General features: G+C 41.0%; 16 protein-coding genes. 9 read left to right on the forward strand and 7 right to left on the reverse strand.

The features are described 5' to 3' along the window. Nucleotides 1-101: 101 nt before the first annotated feature. From spoIIP to BrL25_RS17555, 8 genes are all read left to right on the forward strand, one after another. A complete protein-coding gene (gene spoIIP / locus BrL25_RS17520) occupies nt 102-1,292 on the forward strand; it encodes a stage II sporulation protein P (protein WP_018672930.1) in 1,191 nt (396 codons plus the stop codon). A gap of 8 nt (nt 1,293-1,300) precedes the next feature. Continuing rightward, nucleotides 1,301-1,606 (forward strand): DUF3679 domain-containing protein, encoded by a 306-nt coding sequence (locus tag BrL25_RS17525; RefSeq protein WP_018672929.1) that lies wholly within the window; start codon nt 1,301-1,303, stop codon nt 1,604-1,606. 253 nt (nt 1,607-1,859) lie between these two features. After that, nucleotides 1,860-2,828, forward strand: coding sequence for an ABC transporter ATP-binding protein (locus BrL25_RS17530; protein ID WP_018672928.1), 969 nt, complete (start codon nt 1,860-1,862; stop codon nt 2,826-2,828). 22 nt (nt 2,829-2,850) lie between these two features. Then, nucleotides 2,851-3,819, forward strand: coding sequence for an ABC transporter ATP-binding protein (locus BrL25_RS17535; protein ID WP_026315276.1), 969 nt, complete (start codon nt 2,851-2,853; stop codon nt 3,817-3,819). 183 nt (nt 3,820-4,002) lie between these two features. Continuing rightward, on the forward strand, nt 4,003-5,649 hold the full coding sequence (locus BrL25_RS17540; RefSeq protein WP_026315275.1) for an ABC transporter substrate-binding protein: 1,647 nt from the start codon (nt 4,003-4,005) through the stop codon (nt 5,647-5,649). A 114-nt stretch (nt 5,650-5,763) separates the two neighbouring features. Continuing rightward, entirely contained in the window at nt 5,764-6,768 is a 1,005-nt protein-coding gene (locus tag BrL25_RS17545; protein ID WP_018672925.1) for an ABC transporter permease, read from the forward strand. Nucleotides 6,769-6,804: 36 nt separating this feature from the next. After that, complete coding sequence (locus BrL25_RS17550; protein ID WP_035312156.1) at nt 6,805-7,683, forward strand: ABC transporter permease; 879 nt, start codon at nt 6,805-6,807, stop codon at nt 7,681-7,683. A 225-nt stretch (nt 7,684-7,908) separates the two neighbouring features. Then, nucleotides 7,909-9,003, forward strand: coding sequence for a M24 family metallopeptidase (locus BrL25_RS17555; RefSeq protein ID WP_026315274.1), 1,095 nt, complete (start codon nt 7,909-7,911; stop codon nt 9,001-9,003). Nucleotides 9,004-9,119: 116 nt separating this feature from the next. On the opposite strand, the gene BrL25_RS17560 is transcribed toward BrL25_RS17555, so the two are convergent. Beyond that, on the reverse strand, nt 9,120-9,755 hold the full coding sequence (locus BrL25_RS17560; RefSeq protein WP_018672922.1) for an NUDIX hydrolase: 636 nt from the start codon (nt 9,753-9,755) through the stop codon (nt 9,120-9,122). A gap of 17 nt (nt 9,756-9,772) precedes the next feature. After that, a complete protein-coding gene (locus BrL25_RS17565; protein WP_018672921.1) occupies nt 9,773-10,939 on the reverse strand; it encodes an MFS transporter in 1,167 nt (388 codons plus the stop codon). Between the two features lie 156 nt (nt 10,940-11,095). On the opposite strand from BrL25_RS17565, the gene BrL25_RS17570 reads away from it, so the two are divergent. Then, nucleotides 11,096-11,854, forward strand: a complete 759-nt coding sequence (locus BrL25_RS17570; RefSeq protein ID WP_018672920.1) for a TrmB family transcriptional regulator — start codon at nt 11,096-11,098, stop codon at nt 11,852-11,854. A 94-nt stretch (nt 11,855-11,948) separates the two neighbouring features. Here BrL25_RS17570 and BrL25_RS17575 read toward each other — a convergent pair whose 3' ends face one another. The 5 genes from BrL25_RS17575 to BrL25_RS17595 all read right to left on the reverse strand — a co-directional run bounded on the left by BrL25_RS17575 (nt 11,949) and on the right by BrL25_RS17595 (nt 16,669). Beyond that, the gene (locus BrL25_RS17575) at nt 11,949-12,833 is read right to left on the reverse strand and encodes a metal ABC transporter permease (RefSeq protein WP_018672919.1); all 885 of its coding nucleotides are present in this window, start codon (nt 12,831-12,833) and stop codon (nt 11,949-11,951) included. After that, the gene (locus BrL25_RS17580) at nt 12,830-14,176 is read right to left on the reverse strand and encodes a metal ABC transporter permease (RefSeq protein ID WP_018672918.1); all 1,347 of its coding nucleotides are present in this window, start codon (nt 14,174-14,176) and stop codon (nt 12,830-12,832) included. The genes BrL25_RS17575 and BrL25_RS17580 overlap by 4 nt, the downstream gene beginning before the upstream one ends. Further along, nucleotides 14,173-14,961 carry a metal ABC transporter ATP-binding protein gene (locus BrL25_RS17585; RefSeq protein WP_018672917.1) on the reverse strand — a complete coding sequence of 263 codons (789 nt, stop codon included), beginning with the start codon at nt 14,959-14,961 and terminating at the stop codon, nt 14,173-14,175. The genes BrL25_RS17580 and BrL25_RS17585 overlap by 4 nt, the downstream gene beginning before the upstream one ends. A 16-nt stretch (nt 14,962-14,977) precedes the next feature. Continuing rightward, a complete protein-coding gene (locus BrL25_RS17590; protein ID WP_018672916.1) occupies nt 14,978-15,940 on the reverse strand; it encodes a metal ABC transporter solute-binding protein, Zn/Mn family in 963 nt (320 codons plus the stop codon). A 426-nt stretch (nt 15,941-16,366) separates the two neighbouring features. After that, the gene (locus BrL25_RS17595) at nt 16,367-16,669 is read right to left on the reverse strand and encodes a hypothetical protein (RefSeq protein WP_236848050.1); all 303 of its coding nucleotides are present in this window, start codon (nt 16,667-16,669) and stop codon (nt 16,367-16,369) included. Between the last annotated feature and the right edge of the window lie 263 nt (nt 16,670-16,932).

Genomic DNA, 16,932 nt, shown 5'->3' on the forward strand with positions numbered 1-16,932 from the left:
CACAAATTAAACGTTATTTTACTAGGGTGATCGTTCTATCTACTCTATGACATGCATACTATAAAGCATATGCAGAGAAACGTCAGAGGAGGAGAAATGAAATGGTCACCCTTTTACAACGCTATTTTTTTGCGCTCTCTGCCGGCACAGCTCTGTTATTTGTGCTTGTGAGTCTTTTGCTTGTAAGCTCCAATCACCAGGATTTTCTGTACTCTAGTAGTATTCAACGAGCCGCTTCCAACGTATCAAGTATTACGTTTCTAGATGCGATGGGCATGGAAATCCCTAGCTTGCATCGTACCGTTCAGGCGCAGGGAGAACCTGAGAGCTCCACGATGCAAAGCTTCTTCTTTCAACTTATTACTGGTATTTATCCCGGAGATTTACGCAGTCTGTTAGGCAGAGAGTTGCCAGGATTGCTTACTTATGATGATGCACGCATTATTGTGCCAGGTCAAGGACTAGAGCTAGTGGATTTGTACGTGGAATCTGCTGCACCGAATGCAGTTGTTCAGGATGTGAATAGAGAAGAAGGTACGAAATCAAGAGACGCAGTACAACCAGGACAAATCGAAAAGGATGAAACGAAAACGCCAAGTCCACCTAGTATAGCTGGAGAAAAACGTGTTTTTATTTACAATACACATAATCGAGAATCATGGACGCATGTCGCACCTACGGTAGGAACGTCAGTTGACCATCCAACAAAAAATATTCAGTTAGTTGGCAAACGATTTGGAAAGTTACTGCAAGAAAAAGGGGTAAATAACATTGTAAGTGAAAATGATTTTATTCAACAGTTGATCGATCAGAAAAAGACATATCCCATGGCATATGCTGAGTCATTTAAAGCTGTGAAAGCTGCTGCTAAACAATATCCTGCCTTGGAGTACTATTTTGATATCCATAGGGATGGGGATGTGTCACGTAGCAAAACGGCAATAACGATAAACGGAAAAACGTACGCGCGAATCCTATTTGTCATCGGAACACGTAATCGTAATTTCATGCAAAATGAACGGATGGCTAAAGAATTAAACGCTTTGGTAGAGAAAAAATACCCAGGATTATCTCGTGGTGTAATCGCAAAAGGTGCACATGAGGGAAATGCCGAGTATAACCAGTCTATCTCTCCGGGTAGTCTATTACTAGAGGTTGGCGGAATCAACAACACGCTTGAGGAATCTTACAATACAGCAGAAGCATTTGCTGATGTTTTTGCGGAATATTACCAAAAAGCAGAGAGAGTGAACAAGGAGCAAACGCCAAAAAGTAGTAAGAGTAAGGAGTGAAACTTTGAATGGCACATACGATACGATTTATAGGTATGGTTATTCTTCTGTTAATTGGCATTGTGCTCGGCATGCAAACCGCTGAACGGGGCATAAATAAAGTGGATGGAAGCTTACGAGAACAATCCCAGACGTTTGCTATTACTAAAGTTGATAACAATCAAGTAGAGATAGCGGTTATGGGTAAACAAGTGCGAACGGAACCGAAACGAGTCGTTAATTATGTAAGTGAAGCAGGAGAATCAGTAGGAAAGTGGGTAAAAAAAGGGACAGAAGCTACTGTAAGTTGGATTTCAGGATTTTTTGAACCATAATGCGAAGAGATGAAACTAGTGGGGAGCCAATAGGATTGACTGGAAAGGCAATTTGTGCTGATGTGCTCGCAAGTTGCCTTTTTAGCTAGAAAACAAGTTTTTTAGGAAAAAATAACTGGTTTAATTATACAAAATTAATTTTTGTTCATACTATATTATTTTGATGTTGCTAGTTTTATAAATAAATGCAATAATTATCTAAGTTATCAAAAAATAACCCATAAGAACAATGGTATAGAGAGGTGCGGTCACTTTGACGCAAAAGATTTTACACATTGAGAATCTAGAGACCCATTTTTTTACGGATCGTGGACGAGTTCCGGCCGTTGATCGAATTACTTTATCTATCAATCAAGGTGAAGTGTTAGGTATTGTGGGCGAGTCAGGCTGTGGCAAGAGCGTTACATCACTTTCCGTCATGCGATTAGTACCTAATCCTCCAGGAAAAATTGTGGGCGGTAACATTTTGTTTAAGGGTGAGAATCTTTTAACTGCTAGTGAAAAACGAATGCGTGAGATTCGTGGAAATGAAATCGCCATGATTTTTCAGGAGCCAATGACCTCTCTGAACCCTGTTTACAAAATTGGGGACCAGATTAGAGAAGCAGTCATCCTACACAAAAGGGTTTCTAAAAAAGAAGCAACAAAGCGTGCCATCGATATGCTAAAATGTGTGGGAATTCCCCGTGCGGAGGAAATTATTCATGAGTATCCGCATCAATTATCTGGCGGTATGCGTCAGCGGGTCATGATTGCGATGGCGATGGCCTGTAGTCCGCAGCTATTGATTGCAGACGAGCCTACTACCGCTCTTGATGTTACCATTCAGGCCCAGATACTTGACTTGATGCGCAGTCTAAATGAGGATATGGGGACCGCAATCATGTTGATCACCCATGACCTGGGTGTGGTGGCAGAAATGTGCCACAGAGTGGTTGTTATGTATAGCGGAAATGTGGTGGAAGAAGGAGATGTCAGAAATATTCTGAAAAATCCGAAACACCCATATACGCAAGGCTTACTTCAATCCATTCCGCATTTAGAAGAAAAGAAGGAGCGCCTTTACTCTATTCCAGGTAATGTTCCACCCCCAGGCACTATTAAAGAAGGCTGCCGGTTTGCACCGCGTTGTGAGCATGTAATGGACAAATGTCGGATAGCGATGCCAGAGCTGCTGGAAGTGGGCACAGGACATCGAGCGCGTTGCTTTCAACATGAATAATAACAGCTGAAGGTGGTGCAGATTGGTGGAGGATTTATTAGTAGTTAATCGTCTGAAAAAATATTACCCAATCACGGGTGGAGTTTTTGCCAAGGAAATTGGTGCTGTAAAAGCAGTTGATGATGTTTCTTTTCATGTTAAGAGAGGCGAAACCCTAGGATTGGTAGGAGAGAGCGGCTGTGGCAAGTCTACAACAGGTAGATCTATTCTCCGATTAATAGAACCAACCAGTGGCGAAGTGTTGTTTGAAGGAAAAGATGTCGCCAGGATGAAAAGGGAGGAAGTGCGGGAGATTCGAAAGGATATGCAAATTATCTTTCAGGATCCGTTTGCATCTCTAAATCCACGACATACAGTTGGAAAAATTTTAGAAGAACCTTTGATTGTCCATGGTGTCAATTCCTCAAAAGAACGAAGTAAGCGTGTTCATGAATTACTAGAGGTAGTTGGTTTATCGACTTATCATGTTGGACGTTATCCCCATCAATTTAGTGGAGGACAGCGTCAGCGAATCGGAATTGCTCGTGCCCTGATTTTAAATCCCAAATTAATTGTGGCTGATGAGCCAGTATCAGCCTTGGATGTATCTGTTCAATCACAAGTGCTTAATCTCATGCAGGATTTACAAAAAGAATATAACCTGACGTACCTGTTCATTGCTCATGATCTGAGTGTGGTTCGGCACATCAGTGATCGTGTAGGTGTAATGTATTTGGGCCGCATTGCGGAGATTGCGGATAAAGATGAGCTATACGCTAATCCACATCACCCTTATACAAAGGCATTGTTATCAGCGGTTCCTGTAGCAGATCCTGATAAAAAGCAGGAAAGGATTATTTTGCAAGGTGATTTACCAAGTCCAGCTAATCCACCGTCTGGTTGTACATTTCATACACGATGTCCACATGTGATGGACGTGTGCAGGGAAAAACGTCCTGAGATGCTCAAATTAAGGGAAGATCATCTGGTAGCTTGTCACTTATATAGTTAATATTCTAAATTTTATGAAAATAACTGAGCATATTTTTATAAAAAGAACGTACTGTTTTGACAAAACCATTTTTTCAAATTGATTTGTTACAAGCTGAAAACGTTATGAATGCATGAAGAAGGAAGCAGTTCCTATATGTTGCTTTCTTTTCATGAATATAGAAAACAAGGGGGATTAAAAAATATGAAGAAAAGGAAGCTGATAGCAGCTCTTTCAGGAATAATGGCTTTTTCTGTAGCATTAACCGGGTGTGGCGGTAATACAAATAACGCCGCTAAACAGGGTGAAACGAAGACATCAGAAACAAAAAAAGAAGATAAAAAAGGTGGAAAAACCTTAATTGTAGGTCGGGGTGGAGATTCTGTAGGCCTTGATCCCATCACAATTACCGATGGAGAGTCAGCACGTGTTACTGAGAACATTATGGAAACATTAGTGAAATACAAAAAAGAAAATACGGAAGTAATACCAGGACTTGCTGAAAAGTGGGACATTACCCCAGATGGTAAGGAATATACTTTCCATTTGCGAAAAGGTGTTACATTCCACGATGGTACACCTTTTAATGCAGAAGCTGTTAAATTTAACTTTGAGCGTTGGATGGATAAAAACAATCCATACCACGATAAAGAAGGCTATGAATATTACAATGACATGTTCGGCGGCTATAAGGGTGACAAGGATCATGTCATCGCTTCTGTAGATGTGAAAGATGAGTACACTGTGGTCCTTACATTAAATCGCCCTCTAGCACCTCTCATGCAGAATTTAGGCATGTTCCCGTTTGCTATCGCTTCACCAGATGCTGTGAAGAAGGGGACAAAGGAATTTAATGAGAAGCCTGTTGGAACTGGTCCATTCAAATTTGAAAAATGGAACCGCAATGATAGTATTACTATTTCGAAAAATACAGATTATTGGCAAAAAGGTCTTCCCAAGCTAGACAAGGTTATTTTTAAAGTGATTCCAGATAACTCTGCTCGTTTAACAGCGCTTACATCCGGTGAGATAGATATTATGGATGGTTTAAATCCTGATGATGCCAAATCTGTGAAAGAAAATAAAGACCTACAGTTATTTGTACGTCCTTCTATGAATGCTGGGTGGTTAGGTTTTAACATTGAGAAAAAACCGTTGGATAACGTGAAAGTGCGCCAAGCAATGGGGCATGCCGTAGATAAACAAGGAATGATTGAGGCCTTCTACAGCGGTTTCGCCCAGCCTGCTACCAATCCATTACCACCTTCTATTTGGAGCCATAACGATCAGATTAAGGATCGTGAATATAACCTAGAAAAAGCGAAGCAATTATTGACAGAGGCAGGTTATCCAAATGGTTTCAAAGTGAAATTCTGGGCGATGCCAGTACCTCGTCCATACATTATTAATGGACAAAAAATGGCAGAAGCAATACAACAGGACTTTAAGAAAATTGGTATTGATGCCGAGATCGTTTCCATGGATTGGGCAACTTATCTAGATAAAACCAAAAAAGGGGAGCAGGAGCTTTATCTACTTGGTTGGACGGGAGATAATGGCGACCCTGACAACTTCTTAAACAACCACTTTAATAAAAATAACATAGGCGGTAGTAACCGTTCGTTTTACAAGGATGAGAAAGTTACTGACCTACTTGTGAAAGCACAATCTGAAGTAGACGTGGCAAAACGTACTGAGATATACAACGAAGTTCAACAAATCATCTTTGATCAAGCTATTCTTATTCCATTGGTGCACTCGACGCCTCCAATCGCAGCAAAAGCAACCGTTAAAGGCTATGTCCCGCATCCAAAAGGTAATGAAAGTTTAGAAGAGGTAGATATCGAATAAGCATTCATATTCAAAAGGGTAGGAGCTGAGCTTTCCTCTTACCCTTTTCTTTTACCAATCCTTTATACATTACAACCTGTTAGTAAATAAGCAAGGAAAGCGAGGAGATGGCATTTGCTAGCTTACACTATACGACGATTGCTCATGCTGATCCCTGTGTTTTTGGGCATGTCCATTATCGTGTTTTCCATTATTCACGCCATCCCCGGGGACCCAGCCTTAACGATTTTAGGAGAGAAGGCGAGTCCGAGTGCCGTTGAAGAGCTACGTGAACAATTGGGATTAAATCATCCATGGTACGTTCAATATTTTTCCTATCTAAAAGATGTGATTACAGGTAATTTAGGCGTATCACTCCATACCAAAGCAGCTATTGCCAAGGAGATCGTTCCTTATCTATCTGCTACTACAGAGTTAGCTATTATTAGCTTGTTGTTCGCTCTTATTGTAGGGATTAATGCCGGAATTATATCTGCTTGGAAACAAAACTCTTGGTTTGACTATGTCTGCATGCTAATTGCTTTAATTGGTGTTTCTATGCCCGTGTTTTGGCTCGGTTTAATGGAGCAATGGTTTTTTGCACAAGAATTGAAATGGTTGCCTTCAGTAGGGCGAGATAATCCACGTGATGCTTTTGAGGCCATTACTCATTTCTATATGCTCGATACGATATTGGCAGGGAGATGGGACCAATTCAAGGATGTGATTTTGCACCTTATCTTACCTGGTATTGCACTAGGAACCATTCCAATGGCAATCTTTGCTCGAATTACCCGTTCAAGCATGCTGGAAGTGATGCGTTCTGATTACATTCGTACCGCCCGAGCTAAAGGCTTGGCCCAGTTTTTCGTGGTGTACAAGCACGCTTTAAAAAATGCCCTGATTCCTATATTGACAGTGATTGGCTTACAATTAGGAATGCTTTTAGGCGGTGCAATTCTGACGGAGACTATTTTTGGCTGGCCGGGGATTGGGCGTTACATTTATACAGCGATCGGTAACCGTGACTATCCTGTTATCCAATCCGGCATTCTTGTGATTGCCTTCATTTTCGTATTGATCAACTTGATTGTAGATTTACTCTATGCATATGTTGATCCACGTATTAAATATCGCTAAGGAGGTTTTTCAACAGTGGCACAAGTAACTCCAGAAATGCAAGTTGTTCCTTCTAAAGAGCAAGTTGAAAAATCAACGTCTCCTTGGCGAGATGCCTGGCGAACGTTACGGAAAAATAAGATGGCTTTGTTAGGGTTTGGGATCATCATCTTCTTTGTTCTCATTGCAATTCTTGCTCCTCTTATCACTACGTATCCTTTTGATGAAGGTGCCTTAAAAGAGAGAAATATGCCGCCTTCTGCCGAGCATTGGTTTGGAACGGATTATAATGGTCGAGACGTATATACTCGTGTAGTATATGGAGCACAAATCTCTTTATGGGTAGGAACGTTCTCGGTAGTAGGCTCTATCATCATGGGAACGCTGCTTGGACTGATTGCTGGCTACTATGGAAGATGGATTGACATGCTTATCTCTCGTACATTTGATATCATTTTAGCCTTCCCTAGCATTTTGTTAGCCATTGCGATCGTTGCTATTCTAGGGCCTTCTCTACAGAATGCACTTATGGCTATTGCGATTATCAATGTTCCTACTTATGGACGGTTGGTACGTTCGAAGGTACTTAGTTTAAAAGAAGAGGAATTTATTATGGCTGCTAAAGCTATTGGAATGAAGGATGCTCGGATTATTACACAACACCTATTACCCAATAGCATAGCTCCAATTATTGTGACGGGGACCTTGGGTATCGCAACCGCTATTTTGGAAGCGGCTGCGCTTGGATTCCTTGGACTTGGAGCACAACCCCCGCAACCAGAATGGGGTAAAATGCTGGCTGACTCCCGTGAATACATCCAGCAGGCACCTTGGACTGTTGTCTTTCCTGGCCTGTCCATTGTGCTGACCGTTCTTGGATTTAATCTGATAGGTGATGGATTGCGAGATGCATTAGATCCGCGGATGAAGAATTAGAAATGAATATAGCTCCTGCCTTACGATGAATTTATTTATCATCTAAGTAGGAGCTTGTTTTTTTTACACCAGTATTCAGATGAGAGAATAAATATACCTTTCATATGTTGACTCTATCACGAGAGAGCAGGAAGATTTAATTTGTACAAGGAGGATGTATCAGTACATCTCCTATGGTATCCTCAAGATAGGGAAAGTTAGCTAAAGAAAGGTATGGTGGAGGAAGTGGATCAAAGACGTCTTACTCAACTTCGTTCTTTCATGGAAGAACAACAAACGGAAGCTATTCTCGTTACTCTTCCTATGCATGTATATTATTTGACAGGGTTTTTTACAGATCCGCACGAACGGTTTATGGGACTTGTAATCCCTGCTGATGGAGAACCGGTATTAATCGTACCTGCGTTAGACCGTAATGCAGCTGAAGCGGCTTCTAGCGTACAAAAAATTATGACACATACAGACACGGATAATCCGTTTCAGATTTTAAAGCAGTCCCTACCACAGAATATCAAGAGCTTGGCTGTGGAGAAGAGTCATTTGACTGTTTCTATCTATGAAGCGATGGTCAAAGAATTAGATGCTCCTACATATATAGATGTGGAAGAGCCGTTGCGCCAAATGCGTTTAATAAAGTCGGTTGATGAAGTGGCTCGGATTAAGCGAGCATGTGAAACAATTGAGGAAGTTCTACGGCAATGCCTACCAAAAGTAAAAGTAGGTGTAACAGAAGCCGAGATTGTAGCAGAGCTAGAATTCCTGATGAAAAAATTAGGCTCTCAAGGTCCTTCGTTTTCTACTATGGTGTTAAGCGGTCCTAATTCAGCGCTACCACATGGGAAGCCAGGTAGCCGTAAGATTGATAACGGGGAGTTCCTATTGTTTGACATGGGTGTGCTACAAGACGGCTATATCTCTGATATTACACGGACATTTGCTGTGGGAGAGATTAATGACAAGCAAAAAGAAGTGTATCAAACGGTATTAGCAGCGAATCTAGCAGCGATTGAAGCTACACGTCCAGGTGTTGTACTAGCTGATTTAGACCAGGTAGCGCGTCAAGTTATTGCAGATAAGGGGTATGGTGAGTATTTTACCCATCGCTTAGGTCATGGTATGGGTATGGATGTACACGAATACCCTTCTGTACATGGGGCAAACCAGGATAAATTGGTAAGTGGTATGGTATTTACAATTGAACCTGGAATCTATTTGCCAGAGGTTGGCGGCGTACGTATTGAAGATGACGTACTTGTAACAGATACAGGAGTAGAAATTTTAACAAGCTATCCAAAAGAGCTTCAAATCATCGGTGTGTAAATCCGATCAATGAAAGAAAAATCATACGATCTGCTTTATCTACGAAACAAAGACGAGCGAATGGCTCGTCTTTGCTTTTATCATATAGGGGGTATTTTTAAATCTGCTACTAGTATTTAATCCTTTGTTTCAGAAAGATATTGTGTTATGGAGTGAATTACACTCTCAAAATAAGCCTTCTCATGAGGAACAAAATCGTCTTTGCCCACCATTTTTTGTAGAGGGATACTCTCACCCTTCGTATTCTTTTCAAAACCCTCAACGAGTACTTTCTGTATGTCACGTAACCAGAGCTCACAAAATCCAGCAAATTCAGCTTTTACCATACCAGAAACCTCCTCTGGTTGGAGTGTATAATCACTCATTGCATGCTTACTTTGGTAAAGAAATACGTGACTTAATTCTTTATCAATAAATCCATTTTGTATAATGCAGTTCTTTATGACACCTACTGATACTAAATCATTGAAAGAGACATGAATACCTAATTCTTCCTCTACTTCTCTTATTCCATCGTGAATCGTTTCGTGAGCCAGTAAATGACCAGCAGCTGTAATATCCAGTAGAGAGGGGAAATCCTTTTTCTGTTCACTTCTGATTTGAAAATGAATATAGTCAATTCCATTTTCAGTACTAATAAACCAACAATGAAACGTTTCATGCCAAAGACCTTGACTATGAACCTCTGCACGTGAAGCTGAACCTACCTGATTGTGAGACTCATCAAAAATGGCAAGCAATTCTGTTTCCATTGTGTTTACCTCTTCTTCTATTGTCTAGATAACGATACTGTGACACGACTAGCTTTAGCCATTGAGAAGACAGCTGTTCCTAAAGCTAACAAAATGATTAGCCCACCCACAGTAGCATTCCAATCAATGGATGCTCTCTCAATGACGATTCCACCAATAAAGGAGCCAAAAGCAATCCCAAAATGAAGAGCAGAATTGTTTAAGCTTTGTTGTATATCAGAAGATTCTGGAGCAGCTTCAATTAAATAGCTTTGTAATGCCGGAGTGATTGCCCAACTCAACATGCTCCAGATAATCATCACTACTAAGAATAGCGGTAAAGCGAAGGTAGTGTAGGGAATCATAAAGATTGTCAAAGCAAAGATAGAAATAACAGATAGAATGGTGCGTTTTGTACCGAATCGATCAGCAAGAAAGCCACCAAAACCTCCGCCAAATACGGCAGCAATACCAAAAATGACATATACAATACTTACCCAATCCCCATCTAGTCCTAGCTTCATTTTTAAAAATGGAGTTAGATACGCATATAACGTTAAATGACCTGCTAAGAACAAAAACGACGTCAATTGAGTAAATAATACTTTACGATTTTTCAATGTGCCTAACTGTTTCCAAATCGGAATAGAAGGCTTTGGTTCAATTCGATCCATGAAGAAATGCACACCAGTTAAAGAAAGTATGGTCAATATAGAAATTAGTATAAAAGGAGCTCGCCAACCAAAGGCATTACCTATCATTAATCCAATGGGTACGCCAAGCACAAGAGAGGCACTGATTCCCATAAATACGACTCCTATAGCACGAGCCCGGTATGGTATAGTCACGATGCTTGATGCGATTGTAACACATAAAACAACTAGCAGAGAACCACTTACAGCCGATATGATACGTGCAAGTAACAACATACTATAGGTTGGACTGATGACTGCTATTACGTTACCGATAAGGAATACTAATAAAGAAATCATGGTTAAACGTTTTCGTTCTACTCCTGAGGTTAATGTTAATAGAATAGGAGCTGAAATGGCAAATACAAGTGAAAACATTGTAATCAAAAATCCTGCTTTACCAAGACTCACCCCTAAATCAGTGGCTACTAAATCTAAAATACCACCTATAATCAATTCAACCATCCCTACAACAAAAGAGACAATTGTTAGCAAATAAACTCGTTTATTCATATTCTAACAACCTTCCTTTTTAAAAAAGTTACCACTGCAATAGTAACTTTTTAAAAGAGAGAAAACAAGAGTAAATTTCATCATACAAAATAAACCAGAGAATATGCTATGATGGTACTACTACCTACTAAATGGTTAAGCAAGGGGTCAAAGACTATGCTTCAACAATTCGGTTTTACACAATATGAAAGTCAGGTTTATCAAGCTCTTATAACAGTTGATCAGCCATTAGATGCAACAGGTATCGTCAAGGGATCGAATGTCCCGCGTTCAAAAGTATACGAAGTCCTTCATCGCTTGTCTGAAAAGGGAATGATCCTTGAATCGACAATCGAAAAAAAACGGTTGTATACGGCTCTTCCCATTGAGTCTATCATTGAAAAACTAAAAGCTGATTTTGAAACGAATGTTCAAAAATTAAGAACCACACAAAAAAAAGAAGCACCTAAAGATGACAGAGTATGGACATTAAAAGATAATCATTCGATCCAATCCTTGCTAAAGGATCTGCTACAACAAGCCAAGCAATCGGTTTTTATTTCGGGATGGGCTGATGATTTGGCTTCTTTTCTCCCCATTTTAGAGCAAAAATATGCCGAGGGTATTACCGTTAATATTCATGTGATTGGTGAATTCTCAACTACGATTCCTACGGTATCTACGTTAATTCCTGATGTACAGCACGCAAGTTTAGAGAGAAGCCGTATCCTTATCGTAGATGAACAGGAATTACTTTTTGCAGGAATAGAAGATAGTAAGTGGCAAGCTATCCGTACAGGATCGCGTCCCTTAGTGAAGTTCTTTACCGAGTTTTTCTATCATGATGTCGCCTTAACTGAAATAACACAAAAATATCGGGATACCGTGATGAAAGATCAGGCTATTCGAGATGTATTGTTAAATTTAAGGTATTAGTTGGGGAATTAGCCTCTGTTTTATAAATAAAAGCCTCTCTCCTAGATATATAAGAGAGAGGCTTAGCTAGTTAGCGTTAAAAAAGGACGAGCAACTATTCCTGCTCGGATACACGTAAGCTACGGCGGGCAAGTAGCTTAGAGATAAGACCATATCGTGGCGAGAATACAAAGGCTAGGGCGAATAATAGTCCTGCGATTACTGTCATAGCGCCAGCGATAGAGCTATCCAACCAAGTTGCCAATGCATAACCGAGTGCAGAGCATAGAACTCCGATCAGCATACTTAACCCCAGCATGACAGGTAAACGGTCTGTCAGCAGGTAGGCGGTTGCTCCGGGCACAACAAGCATGGCAACAACCAAGATGGCACCAACGCTTTCAAAAGAGGCGACAGTGGCCATGGAGACAAGTCCCATTAAGAGATAGTGGAACAAGGCGACCGGAATACCAATAGCTGCTGCCATTGCAGGATCGAATGTGCAGAGCTTAAATTGTTTGTAAAAGAGAGAGATCACCAACAGGCTGACTAAAAAGACGATTCCAATTCCCCAGATTGCCCTTGGACCCAGCTCCAAATCACCAATCGTTAGCGTATCCCACGGTACATATGCGATTTCTCCATATAGTACACAATCCAAATCTAGATCGACTTGCGAACTAAACAGGGAGATTATAACCACCCCAATGGAAAAGAGAGCGGTAAATGTTACCCCGATAGCCGCATCTGATTTAACACCACTGTTACGAAAAAGTTGAATCAAAAAGACAGTCAGAAGGCCAAATGACCCCGCACCGATTAGCATAGGTAACGTTTCTCGACTACTGGTAATAAGAAATGCTAGGGCAATACCAGGCAGAATAGCATGACTTATCGCATCACCTAGCATAGCCATTCGTCTTAAAATAAGAAAACAACCGAGGAAGCCGCATGTCGCGGCTACCAATGATCCAGTTAAAATAATCCAAAAACTGTTCATACGGGAACGCCTCCCTGCTCCGATTTTTTTCTGGAAGTAGGGGGGGACATATGTCCGAGAAGTAAAGGTGTCATGTCATAGTGTTCTAACTCTGCTATCATTTGTTGCAATTGTGGTTTGGTTAATTGAGTTACAATTAACTCTTCATTCTGATCAACACTATAACCTTGATACTTTTGTTCATTCATTAGGAATAAATCCCAGAGGCGCTGATCTAAAATGAGATCGTGTGCTTTTTCTACACCTGTTTTAGTAAATGTCCAATGCTCCCGGCGACTTTCGTTAAAGGCAACCCAGCCCTTTTTTTGTAAGCTAGATAAGGCTTTGATTACAGCAGCGTGTGCTTTTCCACTTTTTTGACTGACTCGCTCCACAGGTATATACACATTATGGGATATTCGCCGTTGTTTAATCTCCTGTTCCATACATTCATATAGAGAGCGCAAGACATCTTGCTGCAAGACTTGATTCCGCAAACGTAAAAATCGAATTAGTTTAAACAATACGCCACGACTTGGAGAAAAGACGAGTGAAAACAAGAATAAAGTTGTGGCACCTAGCACGATAATAGGACCAGTCGGTAAATTTTGAACCTGTGTGCTAAGTAATGTTCCAAAAGCTCCGCTCAATGCCCCGAATACACCGGAGAGTATAACCATTGATCCAAGTTTATTAGTCCAATAGCGGGCTGTAACTGCTGGGGTAATCAGCATGGCTGCCATTAAGACAACTCCTACCGCTTGCAGACCAATTACGACGGACATCAGTAACATAACCATTAATAGTCCGTCTAGCATCCCCATTGGCAATCCCAATCCACGACCAAATCCTGCGTCAAAGGAAAGTAATTTAAATTCTTTAAACAATAAGCTTGTTAACAAAATTAAAATAGAGCCTACAACAACCATTGTATTGACATCGTTACCTACTAAAGAGGCAGCTTGACCAAACAAGAATTTATCCAGACCGCTTTGATTACCACTGGAGCTATGCTGGATATAAGTAAGTAATACGATTCCGATTCCGAAGAATACAGACAATATAAGCGCAAGGGCAGTATCTTCTTTAATCCGTGAGTGACGCGAAATCATGCTGATAAAGTAAGTAGCAACTAGCCCGGATAGGCCTGCACCAAGTAAAAATAAGCCAACTGATTTTGAGCCAGTAAGTAAAAAGACTAGGCAAACACCTGGTAATGCTGCATGAGCTAGAGCATCACCCATCAATGAACGACCGCGGAGAAAGGCAAAGCAACCGAGTACTCCGCTACTGATTCCAAGTAGTATGCAACCGGCTAGCACCCATTGCGTGTTGGGATCTTGCAAAGTCTGCCACCAACTCATTTTGACCCCTCCTGCTTGGACCTGTCTGTGGAAAGGGCCAGCCGATCACCTAAGATTTGTAAGCGGCCTCCGTAGGTTTTTTGTAAATTCTCTGTAGTGAAGGTATCTTCTGTTGGACCATTTACGATCATTCGTTTATTAATCATGATAATCCAGTCAAAATATTCGGTAACAGTTTGAAGATCGTGGTGAACGACCAAAACGGTTTTATTCTGTTCCTTTAATTCATTCAAAAGGAGAATGATTGCTTTCTCCGTAGCAGCATCAACACCTGCGAAGGGTTCATCCATGAAATAGATTTGAGCCTCCTGGGCTAAAGCACGTGCTAGGAAGACACGCTGCTGTTGTCCACCCGAAAGCTGACTGATTTGACGATCGGCAAAATCAGCCATACCTACTTTACGTAGGCATTCCATTGCCCATTCCTTGTCTGTTTTACCAGGTCTACGGAACCAGCCAAGTCGTCCATAACGCCCCATTAGGACAACATCCAGAGCATCTGTGGGAAAATCCCAGTCTACGGTTTCACGTTGAGGGACATAGCCTACTAGCTTGCGTTGCTCGCGATAGGGTTTTCCATAGATGTGGACTTCGCCAGAGGCAGCAGGGATGAGCCCTTGAATGGCTTTGATAAACGTTGATTTCCCTGCACCATTGGGTCCAATAATTCCGATTAATTTGCCTTCAGGAATGGTAAGTGTGACATTGCGAAGGACTGGTTTTTTCTGATAGGCAACCGTCAAATTACTGACGGAGAGTGGTTCGTATGATGTAACGGGATTCATATAGGACCCTCCTTTTTTATTTGAGAGCAGAGACAATTGTATCTATATTATGCTTTACCATACCGATGTAGTTCCCCTCAGGTGTGCCTGGCGTTCCCATTGCATCAGAGAATAATTCGCCGCCGATGACAACGTTGTGTTTTTTTGCAGAAGCACCTTCAACTACAGCTTCAATCGAACGCTTTGGAACCGAGGATTCCACAAAAACAGCCTTTATTTTTCGATCAACAAGGGTAGTTACTAAGTTCTGAACGTCTTTTAATCCATATTCAGAAGCTGTACTAATCCCTTGTAAGCCTACAACTTCAATATCATATGCCTTACCAAAATAAGCAAAAGCATCATGAGCAGTTACTAGAACACGTTGCTCTTTCGGAACAGTGGCAACCTGCTCTTTGGCATAATCGTGTAATTCTTGCAATTGTTTTAAATAGTTTGTTGCATTTGCCTGATACTTATCTTTATGTAAGGTATCGATTTCAGATAACGAGTCACGAACCTGTTCTACAGCTTTCATCCACAGGGATACATCGAACCAAACGTGTGGATCTGGCTGATCTGGTGACTCAGGATCTGCATGTAATAATTCTTTAGGGATTTGTTTCGTAACCGCAATGACAAGCTTCTTCTTGCTCATTTGTTCGAATATATCGACCATTTTACCTTCGAGATGAAGACCGGAATAAAAGACGATGTCGGCATCTTCAATTCGTTTGATATCTCCTTGAGATGCTTTGTATAAATGGGGGTCTACACCAGCACCCATTAATTGAGTAACCTCTACTTGATCTCCACCGACCTTTGCCACGATATCTGCGACCATACCAGTAGTGGTAGTGATTTTCCATGTTCCTTCGTGTTGGGCTTGTTGTTTATCACCGCTAATCACTTGTTGTCCGCAACCTGTCAGCATAAGTGACAAAGCTAAGACAGAAGTACTAAGGAATGAAAACCAACGTGATTTTTTCAACAGTTGCATAGTTGTCCTCCTACAAGTTTTTTATCTTTATGCTAAAAAGTTTCCTGAGGTCAACTTTATCACAAATATTTGCCCTTGTGCAACAATTTTACCATATGCTACCTTGGCTGAATTGGTGCCTGACCATGTGTTCACAAAGAGATGGGGATGCCTAAACTCTTTTAGACTAGTGCATATCAAGTTCTGAGAGTCAGATTGGAAGCAGGTAAACATAAGCATACGGAACTTGTCTGTAACCAATAATAAATAGGTAGTTTGAACGATAAAGTAGTCGCGTACAGGGAGAGAAGGTGTGCCTGAAGTATTTCTTTGGCATAAAAAAACTCGGCTGGCACCGAGTCTGTATAATAGCAAATTTGTTATAGTCTACATAAGAGGTAAGAAGTTTGTGCCAAACCAAAGTTTTACATACCTAAAGTAAGAGTCTTACACATATTTGGTATTATCCAGGAGCAGTCCTTTAGGTTCAAAATAACTAAAGCCGTAAGAATCTGCTGATTCAAAACGCAAGGATGCATTTGCAAGCGGGAGGAAACCTGTTTTCATATCCAGATATTGTCCCATGGTTACTGAAAATCCAACCAATTTTTCCAACAAATGAACATCAGCTACCAATGATGCTGTGCGGATGATAGCTGCTTGAGGATATCCAGGCCGAGGTGTTGTTGGTTTTTCATATTGAACAAACCAAGGCAGATGTTCATATGTACCAAGCATACGCATCATCATCTGTTCCCCTGAAGGAAGCGCAATTTGCTGCGTTCCAGAAAAATGTATGGGGTAGCCTTCTTGGCTCCTTCGTGAACGATTCACAGTCAGCCAATAATGTGTACTTTATAAAAGTGGGGACACCGTTGCTTTCAATGTATCACAAGTTCATGAGAGGAGGGAGCGCAGAAAAGAAATAGGTGCGTTTATCAATAGCCATTTCTTGCTCAAATACTACCTTTTTGCTATTATTAATCTTAGTGTATTTTTTAGCGGATACGAAT

The organism is Brevibacillus laterosporus DSM 25 (assembly GCF_002706795.1).
Taxonomy (GTDB): domain Bacteria; phylum Bacillota; class Bacilli; order Brevibacillales; family Brevibacillaceae; genus Brevibacillus_B; species Brevibacillus_B laterosporus.